Genomic DNA, 14,141 nt, shown 5'->3' with positions numbered 1-14,141 from the left:
GGTGCCCTACTTCGACACGGCCTCCGCCGCTCCGCTGCACCCCGTCGCACGCGAGGCACTGCTCGCCGCGCTCGACGAGGGGTGGGCGGACCCGGCGCGGCTGTACCGGGAGGGGCGGCGGGCACGGCTGCTGCTGGACGCCGCGCGGGAGACCGCGGCCGAGGCCGTCGGCTGCCGCCCGGACGAGCTGGTTTTCACTCCTTCGGGGACGGTCGCGCTGCATTCCGCGGTCGCCGGGGCGATGGCCGGGCGGCGCAGGACCGGGCGCCATGTGGTGGTCTCCGCCGTCGAGCACTCCGCCGTGCTGCACGCCGCCGAGGCGTACGACGCCACCACGGTCGGGGTCGACCGCACCGGCCGGCTCTCCCCCGCGGACCTGGCCGCCGCGCTGCGCCCCGACACCGCGCTGGCCTGCGTCCAGTCCGCCAACCACGAGGTGGGCACGCTCCAGCCGGTGGCCGAGGCCGCCGACGTGTGCCGGGCGGCGGGGGTGCCGCTGCTCGTGGACGCGGCCCAGTCGCTGGCCTGGGGCCCCGCGGAGGGCGGCTGGTCGCTACTGGCGGGCAGCGCGCACAAGTGGGGCGGGCCGCCCGGGGTCGGGCTGCTCGCCGTCCGCAAGGGCACCCGCTTCGCGCCCGCGCACCCGGCGGACGAGCGCGAGTCGGGCCGCTCCCCCGGCTTCCCGAACCTCCCGGCGGTCGTCGCCGCCGCCGCGTCGCTCCGGGCCGTCCGCGCGCGGGCCGCGGAGGAGGCCGCCCGGCTCTCCGCGCTCGTCGACCTCGTCCGCACCCGGGTGCCCCGACTCGTCCCCGACACCGAGGTCGTCGGCCACGCCACCGAGCGGCTGCCGCACCTGGTGACCTTCTCCTGCCTCTACGTCGACGGCGAGGCACTCCTCGGCGCCCTCGACCGCGCCGGCTTCTCCGTGTCGTCCGGCTCCTCCTGCACCTCCAGCACGCTCACCCCGAGCCATGTCCTCAAGGCGATGGGTGTGCTGTCCGAGGGCAACATCCGCGTCTCCCTCCCGCCGGGCACCTCCCGCGCGGAGGTCGAGCGCTTCCTCGACGTGCTGCCGTCGGTGGTCGCCGAGGTCCGCGCCCACCTCGGGGCGCCCACGTCCCCGGGCCCGGCCCCGGAACCCGCGGCGGACCTCGTCGTGGACTCGCTGGGCAAGCGGTGCCCGATCCCGGTGATCGAGCTGGCGAAGGTCATCGACCGGGTCCCCGTCGGGGGGACGGTGACCGTGCTCTCCGACGACGAGGCCGCCGCCCTCGACATCCCGGCGTGGTGCACCATGCGCTCCCAGGACTACCTGGGCCCCCGCCCGGCCCCGAAGGGCACGGCCTACGTGGTCCGCCGCCGGACCTGAGCGTGTTGCTGCGCAGGGCGGTGAGCGTTCTCGGGCTGCGCCTGCGCCGCGGGGCACACCAGGGGCGCGTGGGGGCACATCCCGGGCGAAGCCTGGGGGGCGAACTGCGCGAGCAACCATCCACCGGCCGGTGGTCCGGATCGGACCGACTTACCCCTTCGGGCCGGTGACGACGTGCAGCGTCATCGTGGTTGCTCGCGCAGTTCCCCGCGCCCCTGAAAACGTGTGCCCGGCAGCGCAGCCGCAGCCACAAACACCCACCCTGCGCGGAGCGCGAGCCCCCGCGCAGGGGGAGCCTCAGCCCAGGTGGGCCCGCACCTCGGCGGCGGCGTCGTCGCCGTACGCCTTGGTGAACCGCTCCATGAAGTGCGTACGCAGCAGCTCGTACTCCTGCGTACCCAGCGTCTCGATGACCAGGGTCGCCAGCATGCAGCCCACCTGCGCGGCACGCTCGAGGCTGACGCCCCAGGCCAGGCCGGAGAGGAAGCCCGCGCGGAAGCCGTCGCCGACGCCGGTGGGGTCGACCTTCGCCTGCTCCTCCGCGCAGCCGACCTCGATCGGCTCCTCACCCTTGCGGTCGATTCGCACACCGCGCGCGCCGAGTGTGGTGACGCGGACGCCGACCCGGCCGAGGATGTCCTCCTCGGTCCAGCCGGTCTTGGTCTCGATGAGGCCCTTTTCGTACTCGTTGTTGAAGAGGTACGCGGCGCCGTCGACGAGGACGCGGATGTCGTCGCCGTTCATCCGGGCGATCTGCTGGGAGAAGTCCGCGGCGAAGGGGATGCCGCGGGAGCGGCACTCCTCGGTGTGGCGGATCATCGCCTCGGGGTCGTCGGCGCCGATGGAGACCAGGTCGAGGCCGCCGACGCGGTCGGCGACGTGCTGCAGCTCGATGAGCCGGGCCTCGCTCATGGCACCGGTGTAGAAGGAGCCGATCTGGTTGTGGTCGGCGTCGGTGGTGCAGATGAAGCGGGCGGTGTGCAGCACCTCGGAGATGCGGACGGAGGCGGTGTCGACGCCGTGCCGCTGGAGCCAGGCGCGGTATTCGCCGAAGTCGTTGCCCGCGGCGCCGACCAGGATGGGCTGGGTGCCGAGCAGGCCCATGCCGTAGCAGATGTTCGCGCCGACGCCGCCGCGGCGGACGTCCAGCGAGTCGACCAGGAAGGACAGCGACACGGTGTGCAGCTGGTCGGCGACCAGCTGGTCGGAGAAGCGGCCGGGGAAGGTCATCAGATGGTCGGTGGCGATGGATCCGGTGACGGCGATGCGCACGGCGGCAGGCTCCTGTGGTGACGGGGGAATGGGACCTGAGGGGTTGCGTGGGTCCGGGCAGTCCTCCACGCTACCGGCAATCCGCCGTGCGGCCGGGACATCTGCGGTTTGCCCCGGGTTGCGGACGCGGAGTGCGCCGACGCGGTGAAACTACCCGATAGTAGGGCTTTCTCCCCCGCTCCGGTCGTGCCAGTGTCGGAGGTATGAGCGCTACGTCACACGGCACGGCCACCCCGTCCCCGATCGCCCCCGTCCCGCTCGCCGAGCCCGACTCGATGGAGGAGCTGATCGGCGACTGCCGGAAGATGGCCGCGCACTGGCACGCCGCTCCCGCCGCCGCCCCGGTCGAGCGGGCCGCGGGGCCGCACGGCATCACCGTCCCGGCAGCGTCCGCCCACGTGGTGGCGGGCATGGCGGAGTACGGGGACTGAGCCCGCCGAGCCCCGTCCCGTAGCGCGGAACCGGCGCGCGGGCCGCCGCGTCCCATCGGCACCTGGCGGAGCCGAGGAGGGTGAGCGGTGAACGGCGAGCACGGACACGAAGGCGTTGACGAACGGCCCGGCGGTGGCACCCACGGCAGGCGGCGGCTGCTGATCGCGGTCGCCGTGGCCGCGGTGCTGGCGGCGGGAACGGGCGGGGCGTATCTGACGGTGACGGCGAAAGGCGGCGGCGACACCGTCCACCCGGTCGCGCCGATCATGCGTACGCCGTACACGGGACCGGGCCCGGCCGTCACGCTCCCCGCGCCCGTGCTCCCCTCGGACTCCGGCTCCTACCGGCTCACGGGCGCACTGCCCGACGACGTACCGGGGCCGACCCCCCTCTACCGGCCCGCGGCGGCCGGGCCCGACCGCGCGGCGGTCACCCGGCTCGCGTCCGCGCTGGGCCTGGCCGGGCCGGTCGTCGACGGTGGGGGTTTCTGGCGAGTCGGCGCACCGGACGGTACGGGGCCGGCGCTGCTGGTCGGCAAGGACGCGCCGGGCGTCTGGTCGTACGCCCGCAACGGGCAGGTCGGCCCGGGGCAGCGGACGGCCGCGCCGCCGGCGAGGAACGACGACGGCTCGTACCGGGCCACGGCCGTCGCCCCCGGCACCGTCGTCGTCTCCCCGGCCGACGGTGGACCGGTCGGCGAGCAGCAGGCGAGGGCGGCGGCCGCGCCCGTCCTCGGCGTGCTCGGCCTGTCCGGGGCGGAGGTCGACGCCTCGCGCACGGCCGGCACGTCCCGGACGGTGACCGCGGACCCGGTGGTCGACGGGCTGCCCACGAGCGGCTGGGAGACGTCGGTCGCCGTCGCGCAGGACGGCGTGATCAGCAATGCGCACGGGCACCTCGCGCAGCTCGCGGCGGGCGAGCGGAAGAGCGTGGTCGGCGCCCGGCGGGCGTTCGAGGAGCTGCCGAAGCGGCGGATGATGCACCCCGGGGACATGGGGTGCCGCAGCGCGGCCGTCGCCGACGCGGGGGCCTCGGCGACCGCCCCGCCCACGAAGCCGTGCGCTGCCCCGCCCACGGCGCCGGTGGACGTCAGCGGAGCCCGTTTCGGGCTCTCCCCCCAGTTCCTCCCCGGCGGGGGCCAGGCGCTCGTGCCGTCCTGGCTCTTCACCGCCACGCCTGAGGGTTCGCACACCTCGTACGTCGTCGCCCAGCCGGCGGTGGGGTAAGCGTTTCAGGGGCGCGTGGGGGCACCTGGGAGGTGCCCCCACGCGCCCCTGAAAACGCTCGCCCTGCGCCGCGGAAGAAAGCCCACCCGGCGCGGCCGGGAAACACGTACCCGGCGCGGAGCGCTACGGCTTAGCTGAAGGAGTCACCGCAGGCGCAGGAACCCGTGGCGTTCGGGTTGTCGATCGTGAAGCCCTGCTTCTCGATGGTGTCGACGAAGTCGATCGACGCCCCGCCGAGGTACGGCGCGCTCATACGGTCGGTGACGACCTTGACGCCGCCGAAGTCCTTGACCACGTCGCCGTCGAGCGAGCGCTCGTCGAAGAAGAGCTGGTAGCGCAGGCCGGAGCAGCCGCCGGGCTGGACGGCGACCCGCAGCGCGAGGTCTTCCCGGCCCTCCTGCTCCAGCAGGCTCTTGACCTTGGAGGCCGCGGCCTCGGACAGGATGATGCCGTCCGTGGTGGTGGTCTCGTCCTGAACCGTCATCTGCTCACTCCCGGGTTGTACGGACTACTGGCTTACCGACTGCTAACCGGCGCCCTTCCGGATTCATTCCGGCACCCACGGCGGGGCCGCGGCGTGTTCGTCCCCCCATGCTCGCACAGGTGCGCGCGGATCGAATGCGTCACATTGACGCGTCCGGGCATCGTCAAGGTGACGCGAACGGGCTATGATAGATAGTGTCAAGTAGACGAAAAGGTCTGCGCTGTCGAAGAAAGGGCGTCCGGCCCGTGACCACCACCGAAACTCTGGACGTACAGCCCACGCCGCTCGCGCTGCTGCTGCTCGGCCGCGAGTCCGACCCACGCAGCGAGCGCGGCGTGGAGTGCCCGGGCGACCTTCCGGCGCCGTCCGACCCGGATCTGGTGGAGCGCGCCCGGGCCGCGAAGGCGCGGCTCGGCGAGAAGGTCTTCGTCCTGGGGCACCACTACCAGCGTGACGAGGTCATCGAGTTCGCCGACGTCACGGGCGACTCGTTCAAGCTCGCGCGGGACGCGGCCGCGCGGCCCGAGGCGGAGTACATCGTCTTCTGCGGCGTGCACTTCATGGCGGAGTCCGCCGACATCCTCACCTCCGACCGGCAGCAGGTGATCCTGCCCGACCTGGCCGCGGGCTGCTCGATGGCCGACATGGCCACCGCCGAGCAGGTCGCCGAGTGCTGGGACGTGCTGGCGGACGCCGGGGTGGACGGGGTGACCGTGCCCGTCTCGTACATGAACTCCTCGGCGGACATCAAGGCCTTCACCGGGCGGCACGGCGGCACCATCTGCACGTCGTCCAACGCCCGGCGTGCCCTGGAGTGGGCCTTCGCGCAGGGCGAGAAGGTGCTCTTCCTGCCCGACCAGCACCTGGGCCGCAACACCGCCGTCCGGGACATGGGCCTGTCGCTCGACGACTGCGTCGTCTACAACCCGCACAAGCCGAACGGCGGGCTGACCGCCGAGCAGCTGCGGGCCGCGAAGATGATCCTGTGGCGCGGCCACTGCTCCGTGCACGGCCGCTTCTCGCTGGAGTCGGTCGAGGACGTCCGCGCCCGCATCCCCGGCGTCAACGTGCTGGTGCACCCCGAGTGCCGGCACGAGGTCGTCATGGCCGCCGACCACGTGGGCTCGACCGAGCACATCATCACCATGCTGGACGCCGCCCCCGCCGGCTCGGCGTGGGCGATCGGCACCGAGCTGAACCTCGTACGGCGGCTCGCCAAGGCGCATCCGGACAAGCAGATCGTCTTCCTCGACAAGACGGTGTGCTTCTGCTCGACCATGAACCGCATAGACCTGCCGCACCTGGTGTGGGCGCTGGAGTCGCTGGCCGACGGCAAGCCGGTCAACCGCATCCAGGTCGACGCCGAGACCGAGCACTACGCCAAGCTCGCCCTGGAGCAGATGCTCGCGCTGCCGTAGGGGTGCTCGACGGGCGCCGGGGTGCCGGAAACCCCCTGCCGCCGGCGGCCGTACGGCGCGATGATGGGGCGGTGATCCTTCGACCGGTACGCGACGACGACGCGGACGCCGAGCTCGTACGGGAGATCACCGCCGCGGCCTTCGCCGCCCCGCACTCGCTCCCGGCCGGGCCGGCCGCGCCGCCCCGGCCGGCCGACGCCCGCGAACGCGACCGCACCCGGCACCTGGCCAGGACCGACCCCGGCGGCTGCTGGATCGCCGAGGACGAGACGGCGGGCCCGGTCGGCGCGGTGCTCTCCTCCCGCCGGGAGGGCACCTGGGGGCTGTCGCTGCTGGTGGTGACGCCGGGCGCGCAGGGCAAGGGCGTCGGCAAGGCGCTCATGGCGCGGGCGCTGGTGCACGGGCGGGCGTGCCTGCGCGGCGTCATCTGCGCTTCCCGCAACCCCGTCGCGGCGCGTACGTACCGCAGGGCGGGCTTCACGCTGCACCCGGCGATGCGGCTGACCGGCGTGGTCGATCCCTCCCGGCTCCCGCCGCCGGACGGCGCGGTGCACGAGGGCACCGAGCGGCACCGCGACCTCATGGACTCCGTCGACCGCCGCTCCCGCGGTGGCGCCCGCGGCCCCGACCACGAGCAGCTCCTGCGCCACTTCCGCCTCTTCGTCGTCGACGACCTCGCGGGCAGTGGCTACTGCTACGCCGACGACCGCGGCGTCCAGGCCCTCGCCGCGACCTCCCGCCGCCTCGCGACCCGCCTCCTCACCGCCGCCCTCCTGACCATGCCCGAGGGCCACCCCGTCCGCGTCACCGAACTCACGGCGGAGCAGGAGTGGGCCGTCGACGTCGGCCTCGCGGCCGGTCTGGAGGTCTCCACCGCGGGCTACCTGTGCCTTCGCGGCATGAGGCCGCCCAATCCGTTCATCCCGTCGCGGCTCTTCGCGTAGCCGCCGCTCCCCCTTGCGCCTCGGACTGCCCCGGAGGGTGCTTTGCGCGATCTTCCGCCGGTGGGGGGCCGGACGGTCCCGCGACGAACCAGGCCCCCCACCCCCGTGGGGACACCTGGCGACGGGGCTACGCCCCCTCCGCCGGAACCCCCGCGTACGGCCGCGCCGCCAGGGGCAGGCGGACCCACACGCGGAACCCCCCGCCCGGGCGGGCGCCCGCCCGGCAGACGCCGCCGAGCGCGTTGGCCCGCTCGTACATCCCCAGCAGCCCGTGCCCGTCCTCGCCGGCGGGCGTACCGGCAGACGCCTGCCGGGGAACCCCGGCGGCAGCCGGCGCGGCGGACGTGCCGTCGTCGTCCACGACGACCTCCAGCGCACCGGATTCGCGGCGGATCCGGACCACCGCCCCGGCGCCGGGTCCCGCGTGCTTGCGGACGTTGGTCAGGGACTCCTGGATCACCCGGTAGGCGGTGAGGTCCACACTGACCGGCAGCGGCGGGCGCTCCCCCGTCGCGCACCCCCCGGCCTGCGACGACAGGCACTCCACCGTGACCTGGAGGCCTTCCCGGCGGAAGCCGTCGAGGAGCTGGTCGAGGAGGCCGAGACCGGGCGCGGGCTCCATGGGCACGTCGGGCTCGCCGCGCAGCCGCAGCAGCCCGACCGTGGCGCGCAGCTCGTCGAGGGCGGAGCGGCTGGCCTCCCGGGCGTGCGCGAGCGCCTGCCGGGCCTGGTCGGGGCGGCGGTCCATGACGTGCGCGGCGACGGAGGCCTGCACATTGGCCAGCGCGATCTGGTGGGCCACCACGTCGTGCAGCTCGCGGGCTATCCGCAGCCGCTCCTCGGCGACCCGGCGCCTGGCCTCCTCGTCGCGGGCGAGCGCGGCGCGCCGCTCCCGCTCGGCGGCGGAGGCGACGTAGGCGCGGCGGCTGCGCAGGGCGTCGCCGAACGCGACGGCGGTGCCGGCCCACGCCACGAGGGCCGTGATCCAGCCGTCGACGACCCCCAGCAGGGCGAGCAGCACCGACAGGGCGCAGCACAGCAGCAGCCCCGTCCACAGCGCCCGGCGCGAGAGCCGCGCGGGCGGCCCCCACCGCCGGGAGGTCCTAGCCAGGGATCAGCCCGTCGTTGTGCAGCATGTCGCGGACCTGGTCGAGCGTGGCGTCCGGCGCGGGGAGGATCAGCTGAGAGGGCTCCAGCGCGTCGTCGGGCAGCGGTTCGCCGAGCCGGCGGACCGTGTCGAGCAGGGCGCCCAGCGTGTGCCGGAAGCCCTCCTCGTCGCCGGCCTCGACGGCGGCGAGCAGCTCGTCGTCCAGCTTGTTGAGCTCGGTGAGGTCGGCGTCCGCCAACCTCACCTGCCCCTCCCCCATGATCCGCGCGATCATGACGGCCTCCTCCGTTGCGGCTCCATTGCGACTCAAGGGCGGTACGGCTGCGGAAGTGCGGGAACAGCGGCGCGGCGCCGTGCGGGCGTACGGGACCGGGCGGGTCGAGAGATACCGGAGCCTGGGGCGTACGTACCGGAAGCGGGCCGGCCTCGCCGGTGCGGTGTCCGCCGCCGGGCGAGGCCGGCACACGGACCACCGCCCGTCGTCACTGCTTGTCGAACCTCGGGGTGTCCTGCGGCCGGCCCTGGGCGTCCTGCCCCTGCTGGCCGCCCTCGATCGCCGGGGTGCTGCTCGTGCCGCCGGCCAGCTCCGCCTTCATCCGCTGGAGCTCCAGCTCGACGTCGCTGCCGCCGGACAGCCGGTCCAGCTCGGCCTGGATGTCGTCCTTGGCGAGGCCCGACGGGTCGTCGAGGGCGCCGGAGGCGATCAGCTCGTCCAGGGCGCCGGCCCGGGCGCGCAGCTGCTCCGTCTTGTCCTCGGCGCGCTGGATCGCCATGCCGACGTCGCCCATCTCCTCGGAGATGCCCGAGAAGGCCTCGCCGATCTGGGTCTGCGCCTGCGCGGCGGTGTAGGTGGCCTTGATGGTCTCCTTCTTCGTACGGAAGGCGTCCACCTTGGCCTGCAGGCGCTGGGAGGCGAGCGTGAGCTTCTCCTCCTCGCCCTGGAGCTGGGTGTGCTGCGTCTCCAGGTCGGTGACCTGCTGCTGGAGGGCCGCGCGCCGCGACAGCGCCTCGCGCGCCAGGTCCTCACGGCCCAGCGCCAGCGCCTTGCGGCCCTGGTCCTCGTAGGTCGCCGACTTCTTCTGCAGTTCGGTGAGCTGCAGCTCCAGCCGCTTGCGCGAGGTGGCGACGTCCGCCACACCCCGGCGCACCTTCTGCAGCAGCTCCAGCTGCTTCTGGTACGAGTAGTCAAGCGTCTCGCGCGGGTCCTCGGCCCTGTCCAGAGCCTTGTTGGCCTTCGCGCGGAAGATCAGTCCCATCCGCTTCATGACACCGCTCATGGGCCTCGCGCGCCCCCTTCTCCGGCAACTGCTCCAGCACCTCTACAGACCCCAGCCTACGGGCCCTGGTTCCATTACCGCACTGTTCGGGACCGGATGCGCTCCTCCCCAAGGACGATCACGGTTCGGTTTCCCCCTGCCCGAGGAGTAGGTGAGGGGCTGGGGTAGCGCGGCGGAACCACGTAACCTGGGAGATGTGTTCCGACGTCGTACCCCAGATGAGCAGGCCCAAGCAGTAGCTACCGTGCTTGAGGACCAGACCCGCGACCCGCAGGCTCCCAAGGGTCGCCCCACGCCCAAGCGCAGCGAGGCCCAGACCGGCCGCCGCAAGGCGCTCAACACGCCGACAGACCGCAAGTCGCAGGTCCGCGCCGCGCGTGAGGCGCGCCGCCAGGACCTCGCGAAGCGCCGCGAGGCGCTGGCCAACGGTGACGAGCGCAACCTCCCGGCCGCCCACCAGGGGCCCGTGCGCAAATTCACCCGCGACTACGTCGACTCGCGCTACCGGGTCGCGGAGTTCTTCCTGCCGATGGCGATCCTCATCCTCATCGGAAGCCTGCTGCCCGCGCTCCAGAACCTCTCGCTGATCCTGTGGCTGCTGGTCATCGTGCTCATCGTGATCGACTCGGTGGTCACCGCGATCTCGCTGCGCCGCCGGCTCGCCGAGCGCTTCCCCGACCAGAACACCAAGCGCGCGGTCAGCTACGGCCTGATGCGTACGCTCCAGATGCGCCGGATGCGGCTGCCGAAGCCGCAGGTCGCGCGCGGCGCCAAGCTCTGAACGCCGGGCTGGACTCCGGACTGCCCGGCGCCGCCGGATTCCACGGCGGCGCGGACACCTGGGTGGGCACTCTCGGCGGACTGCGGAACACCGTCCGCCAGGAGCTGGTCTCCCGGCAGCTCGACGAGCAGCTGGCCCTGCACTTCCCGCCTCCCGGCGGCGCGCACGCCGCGCGCCGCCGGCTGCGCGTGCTCGACGTAGGCCCCGGGCAGGGCACCCAGGCAATACGCCTCGCCCGCGCCGGGCACCTCGTCACGGGCCTCGAGCCCGACCCGGCGATGCTCGGCGTGCTGCGCTCGGCGGTCATGGCCGAGCCCGCGGAGGTGCGGGCGCGCATCGTCGTCCTCCAGGGCGACGGCCGCGAGACCGGCCGGCACTTCGGGCCCGCGTGCTTCGACGTCGTCCTGTGCCACGGCGTGCTGATGTACGTGGCCGATCCCGAGCCGCTGCTCGCCGCGCTCGCGCGGGTCCTCGCGCCCGGGGGGCTGCTGTCGCTGCTCGTCCGCAACGGGGACGCGCTGGCCATGCGGCCGGGGCTGCTCGGGGACTTCCCGTCCGCGCTGCACGCGTTCACCTCCGAGGGGTACGTCAACCGCCTCGGGCTGGCGACCCGGGCGGACCGGCTCGGTCCGCTCACCGCGACGCTCACCGGCATCAACGTGCCGCTGCACACGTGGTACGGCGTGCGGGTCTTCACCGACGCCGCCCCCGACCACGCGATGGCGCCTTCGGCGCCGGGGGCGCTGGCCGCCCTGCTCGACGCCGAGGAGACCGCGGGGAGGACCGACCCCTACCGCGCGGTCGCCGCCCTCCTCCACGTCTGCGGCATCCGCGCGTAAGCCCTCCTGGCCGGGCCGGCCCGTGGTGGCTGCCCTTGCGGTGGGCGGTCCGCTTTCCGCCGGGGGCGGTGACCCTGCGGCCGCCCTGTTCCGCCGTCGCGGGATCGTCCCTTGACCGTGGCTCGTCGCACAGGGCACCGCAGGAGGCAGCCCGGGGGTGGGCGCCGGGGGACCCGGATGGACGCGGTGGGCGGGTCGGGGGGCGGGCGGAAAGTCAGACTCTTCCCATGAGGCGACTCCGGAGTGCCCACGTCATGGCGTGCGTAGCAGGCCTCGCGGTGACGGCATCCTCGTGCACGAGCGGCAGTGGAAGCGCCGGGGACCCGGTGAGCGCGGCCCCCGCCGCAGTCGCGGCCTCCGGCGGAGGCGGCGAGCTCCAGTCGGCGTACGAGAGCACCGTCAAGGAGGTGCTGCCGTCGGTCGTGCAGATCACGACCGACCAGGAGCTGGGCTCCGGCGTGGTCTACGACGACAAGGGCGACATCGTCACGAACGCCCACGTCATCGGCAATGCCACCGCCTTCCAGGTGTCGCTGGCCACGGGCGGCAGCCCGCTCGCCGCGAAGCTCGTCTCGTCCTTCCCGGCGAACGACCTCGCCGTCATCCGGCTGGACTCGCCGCCGAAGGGCCTGAAGCCCGCGCGGTTCGGGGATTCGTCGAAGGTCGCGGTGGGCCAGATCGTGCTGGCGATGGGCAATCCGCTGGGCCTGTCCAGCAGCGTCACGCAGGGCATCGTGTCGGCGACGGACCGTACGGTGAGCGAGAGCGCGTCGGGCGGCGGGACGGGCGCGACGATCCCCGACATGGTGCAGACGTCCGCGGCGATCAACCCCGGCAACAGCGGCGGCGCGCTGGTCAACCTGGACAACCAGGTCATCGGCATCCCGACGCTCGCGGCGACCGACCCCCAACTGGGCAGCGGGGCGGCGCCCGGCATCGGCTTCGCGATCCCGGCGTCCGCGGTCAAGCGGATCGCCGACCAGATCATCAAGAACGGCAAGGTGACGGACTCCGGCCGGGCGGCGCTCGGCGTGACCGTCCGCGGTGTGGTCGGCCCGGACCAGCAGCCCGCCGGGGTGGCAATCGTGTCCGTCACGAAGGGCGGCGCGGCCGCGAAGGCGGGGCTGGAGTCCGGGGACGTCATCACGAAGCTGGGCGGCACGACGGTCACGACCGTCCAGTCGCTGACCGCGGCCCTCGCCGAACTCGAGCCGGGCCGGAAGGTGAAGGTCACCTACGACCGGGACGGTTCGACGAAGACCGCGGAAGTGACGCTGTCCTCGCTCGACCAGTGAGCGGGGCTCAGACCTCGGCGTGCAGGCTCATCGGGCCGTAGATCTTCGTGTCGCCGTCGCTGAGGACGACCTGCTCCGCGCCGCCCTCCAGCAGTTCCTTCCAGTACAGGCCGAGCCAGGACTCGGCGTCCCCCTGTGTGGTGAACTCCTCGGGCTGCACCGCGGGCTCCACCGCGGTGCCGTCGGCCGTCTCGAACCGCCACGTCCACGCCATGTAGGTCTCCTCGTACGTCTGCTGACGGGCCCTGCCCTGGCAGCGTAGCCGCAGGACGCGCGGGTGGGGACGGTCGCCACATGGCGGACCCCGCGCGCCCGGGGCAGCCGGACGCGAGACGATCGTGTCCGTGGAAGCGACTCTGCTCGGCACCGCGGGGCCCGCGGGCCTGCCCGTCCCCGACTGCCCCTGTGCGGCGTGCGCCCTCGCGACGGGCGACGGGGGCCGCGCGCCCAGCGCCGTACTCGTCGACGACGTGGTGCTGCTCGACCTGACCCCCGGGGTGGCGCTGGCCGCGGCGCGGGCCGGGCACAGCCTGGCGGGGCTGCGGCTCGTGCTGCTCTCGCACCCGCACGACGGGCCCCCCGTGGAGATCCCGGCGGGCCTGCCCGCGCCCGCCCGGGTGCCCGACGGGCAGCGGCTCACCCTCATCACCGGCCACAAGGTGCGGGCGCTGGCCATGGACGCGCCGGGTACGGGGTACGGCGTGGAGTCGCCCGCGGGCCTGCGGCTGCTCTACCTGCCGCCCGGCTGCGCGCCCGCGGGCCTCGCGGAGGGCGCAGGCGAGCCGCCGTACGACCTCGTGCTGCTCGACGCGGTGGGGCGGCCGGACGCGCTCGCCCGGCTGCGGGCCGCCGGGGCGGTCACCGGCACCACCGACGTCGTCGCCCTGCACATCGGCCACGACGCGCCCCCGCAGCCCGAACTCGGCCGCCGGCTCGCCGCGTACGGGGCGCGGGCCGTCCCGGACGGGACGACGCTCACCGCCGGCGACTACCACGAGGTGCCGGACGTGCCGCGCCGCACCCTCGTCACCGGCGGCGCGCGCTCCGGCAAGTCCGCCGAGGCGGAGCGGCGGCTCGCCGCCTTCCCCGAGGTCGTGTACGTGGCCACGGGCGGCACCCGGGAGGGCGACACGGAGTGGGCCGAGCGCGTCGCCCGGCACCGCGAGCGCCGCCCCGCGGGCTGGCGCACGCTGGAGACCCGCGACCTCGTACCCCTCCTCGCCGACGCCTCCGGCCCGCCGCTCCTGGTCGACTGCCTCGCGCTGTGGCTCACGCACGTCCTCGACGAGGAGGGGGCGTGGGACGACGCGGCCTGGCGCGCGGGGGCCGCGCGGCGCGTCCGCGCGCGGGTCGACGAACTCGTCACCGCGTGGCGTGCGACCCGTCGCACCGCGGTGGCCGTCACGAACGAGGTGGGCGCGGGTGTCGTCCCCGCGACGGCGTCGGGCCGCCGCTTCCGCGATGAGCTCGGCGTTCTCAACGCCGCGATCGCCTCTGAGTCCGAACACGTCCTCCTGACGGTGTCCGGACTCCCCTTCCCCCTCCGCTGACCCCCTCCCGGGGAAGGCACGGCTGCGCCGCGGGGCACGCGATGTGAGGGTGCGGATGCTCCGCGGGGCACGCGTTTTTTCGGGGACGGCTGCGCCGCCGGACACGCGCTTTCAGGGGCGTGGGGGCACCTCCCAGGCGAACCTCT

14 protein-coding genes and 1 pseudogene are annotated in these 14,141 nt (G+C 74.2%); 9 read left to right on the top strand and 6 right to left on the bottom strand.

Going from position 1 to position 14,141, the window contains the following annotated elements:
• Window position 1 precedes the first annotated feature (1 nt).
• A complete protein-coding gene (locus tag IH54_RS0125205) occupies window positions 2-1,369 on the top strand; it encodes a cysteine desulfurase/sulfurtransferase TusA family protein (protein ID WP_031520835.1) in 1,368 nt (455 codons plus the stop codon).
• Window positions 1,370-1,666: 297 nt separating this feature from the next.
• Here the strand turns inward: IH54_RS0125205 and IH54_RS0125200 are convergent, their stop codons facing one another.
• Window positions 1,667-2,641, bottom strand: a complete 975-nt coding sequence (locus IH54_RS0125200) for a carbohydrate kinase family protein (RefSeq protein WP_031520833.1) — start codon at window positions 2,639-2,641, stop codon at window positions 1,667-1,669.
• 203 nt (window positions 2,642-2,844) lie between these two features.
• Between IH54_RS0125200 and IH54_RS0125195 the strand changes: the two genes are divergently transcribed.
• Window positions 2,845-3,072, top strand: coding sequence for a hypothetical protein (locus IH54_RS0125195; protein ID WP_052397851.1), 228 nt, complete (start codon window positions 2,845-2,847; stop codon window positions 3,070-3,072).
• 87 nt (window positions 3,073-3,159) lie between these two features.
• Entirely contained in the window at window positions 3,160-4,299 is a 1,140-nt protein-coding gene (locus IH54_RS0125190) for a hypothetical protein (RefSeq protein ID WP_052397850.1), read from the top strand.
• Between the two features lie 130 nt (window positions 4,300-4,429).
• Here the strand turns inward: IH54_RS0125190 and IH54_RS0125185 are convergent, their stop codons facing one another.
• Window positions 4,430-4,783, bottom strand: coding sequence for a HesB/IscA family protein (locus IH54_RS0125185; RefSeq protein WP_031520826.1), 354 nt, complete (start codon window positions 4,781-4,783; stop codon window positions 4,430-4,432).
• A 245-nt stretch (window positions 4,784-5,028) separates the two neighbouring features.
• Here IH54_RS0125185 and nadA point away from each other — a divergent pair, with 245 nt between their 5' ends.
• Both nadA and IH54_RS0125175 read left to right on the top strand, forming a co-directional pair.
• Window positions 5,029-6,201 (top strand): quinolinate synthase NadA, encoded by a 1,173-nt coding sequence (gene nadA, locus IH54_RS0125180; RefSeq protein ID WP_031520824.1) that lies wholly within the window; start codon window positions 5,029-5,031, stop codon window positions 6,199-6,201.
• 71 nt (window positions 6,202-6,272) lie between these two features.
• Window positions 6,273-7,145: a GNAT family N-acetyltransferase gene (locus tag IH54_RS0125175; RefSeq protein WP_031520822.1), complete on the top strand. Its 873-nt coding sequence runs from the start codon at window positions 6,273-6,275 to the stop codon at window positions 7,143-7,145.
• A 127-nt stretch (window positions 7,146-7,272) separates the two neighbouring features.
• Here IH54_RS0125175 and IH54_RS0125170 read toward each other — a convergent pair.
• The 3 genes and pseudogenes from IH54_RS0125170 to IH54_RS0125160 all read right to left on the bottom strand — a co-directional run.
• Window positions 7,273-8,223: pseudogene (locus tag IH54_RS0125170) on the bottom strand (sensor histidine kinase); the annotation flags it as partial.
• 25 nt (window positions 8,224-8,248) lie between these two features.
• Window positions 8,249-8,527 carry a PspA-associated protein PspAA gene (gene pspAA / locus IH54_RS0125165; RefSeq protein WP_031520818.1) on the bottom strand — a complete coding sequence of 93 codons (279 nt, stop codon included), beginning with the start codon at window positions 8,525-8,527 and terminating at the stop codon, window positions 8,249-8,251.
• A gap of 208 nt (window positions 8,528-8,735) precedes the next feature.
• On the bottom strand, window positions 8,736-9,530 hold the full coding sequence (locus IH54_RS0125160) for a PspA/IM30 family protein (protein ID WP_031520816.1): 795 nt from the start codon (window positions 9,528-9,530) through the stop codon (window positions 8,736-8,738).
• A 196-nt stretch (window positions 9,531-9,726) separates the two neighbouring features.
• Here IH54_RS0125160 and IH54_RS0125155 point away from each other — a divergent pair, with 196 nt between their 5' ends.
• From IH54_RS0125155 to IH54_RS0125145, 3 genes are all read left to right on the top strand, one after another.
• Window positions 9,727-10,311 (top strand): DUF3043 domain-containing protein, encoded by a 585-nt coding sequence (locus tag IH54_RS0125155; RefSeq protein WP_031520814.1) that lies wholly within the window; start codon window positions 9,727-9,729, stop codon window positions 10,309-10,311.
• Window positions 10,312-10,373: 62 nt separating this feature from the next.
• A complete protein-coding gene (locus tag IH54_RS0125150; protein WP_052397848.1) occupies window positions 10,374-11,150 on the top strand; it encodes a class I SAM-dependent methyltransferase in 777 nt (258 codons plus the stop codon).
• Between the two features lie 227 nt (window positions 11,151-11,377).
• The gene (locus IH54_RS0125145; RefSeq protein WP_031520810.1) at window positions 11,378-12,445 is read left to right on the top strand and encodes a trypsin-like peptidase domain-containing protein; all 1,068 of its coding nucleotides are present in this window, start codon (window positions 11,378-11,380) and stop codon (window positions 12,443-12,445) included.
• A gap of 7 nt (window positions 12,446-12,452) precedes the next feature.
• Here the strand turns inward: IH54_RS0125145 and IH54_RS0125140 are convergent, their stop codons facing one another.
• A complete protein-coding gene (locus IH54_RS0125140) occupies window positions 12,453-12,659 on the bottom strand; it encodes a hypothetical protein (protein ID WP_031520807.1) in 207 nt (68 codons plus the stop codon).
• A 130-nt stretch (window positions 12,660-12,789) separates the two neighbouring features.
• On the opposite strand from IH54_RS0125140, the gene IH54_RS0125135 reads away from it, so the two are divergent.
• Window positions 12,790-13,995 carry a bifunctional adenosylcobinamide kinase/adenosylcobinamide-phosphate guanylyltransferase gene (locus tag IH54_RS0125135; RefSeq protein ID WP_031520805.1) on the top strand — a complete coding sequence of 402 codons (1,206 nt, stop codon included), beginning with the start codon at window positions 12,790-12,792 and terminating at the stop codon, window positions 13,993-13,995.
• The last annotated feature ends 146 nt before the right edge of the window (window positions 13,996-14,141 follow it).

Source organism: Streptomyces sp. NRRL F-5123, from assembly GCF_000721495.1.
GTDB lineage: Bacteria > Actinomycetota > Actinomycetes > Streptomycetales > Streptomycetaceae > Actinacidiphila.
The sequence above is the reverse complement of the archived record's forward strand: the minus strand, read 5'-3'. Positions and strand labels throughout refer to the sequence as shown.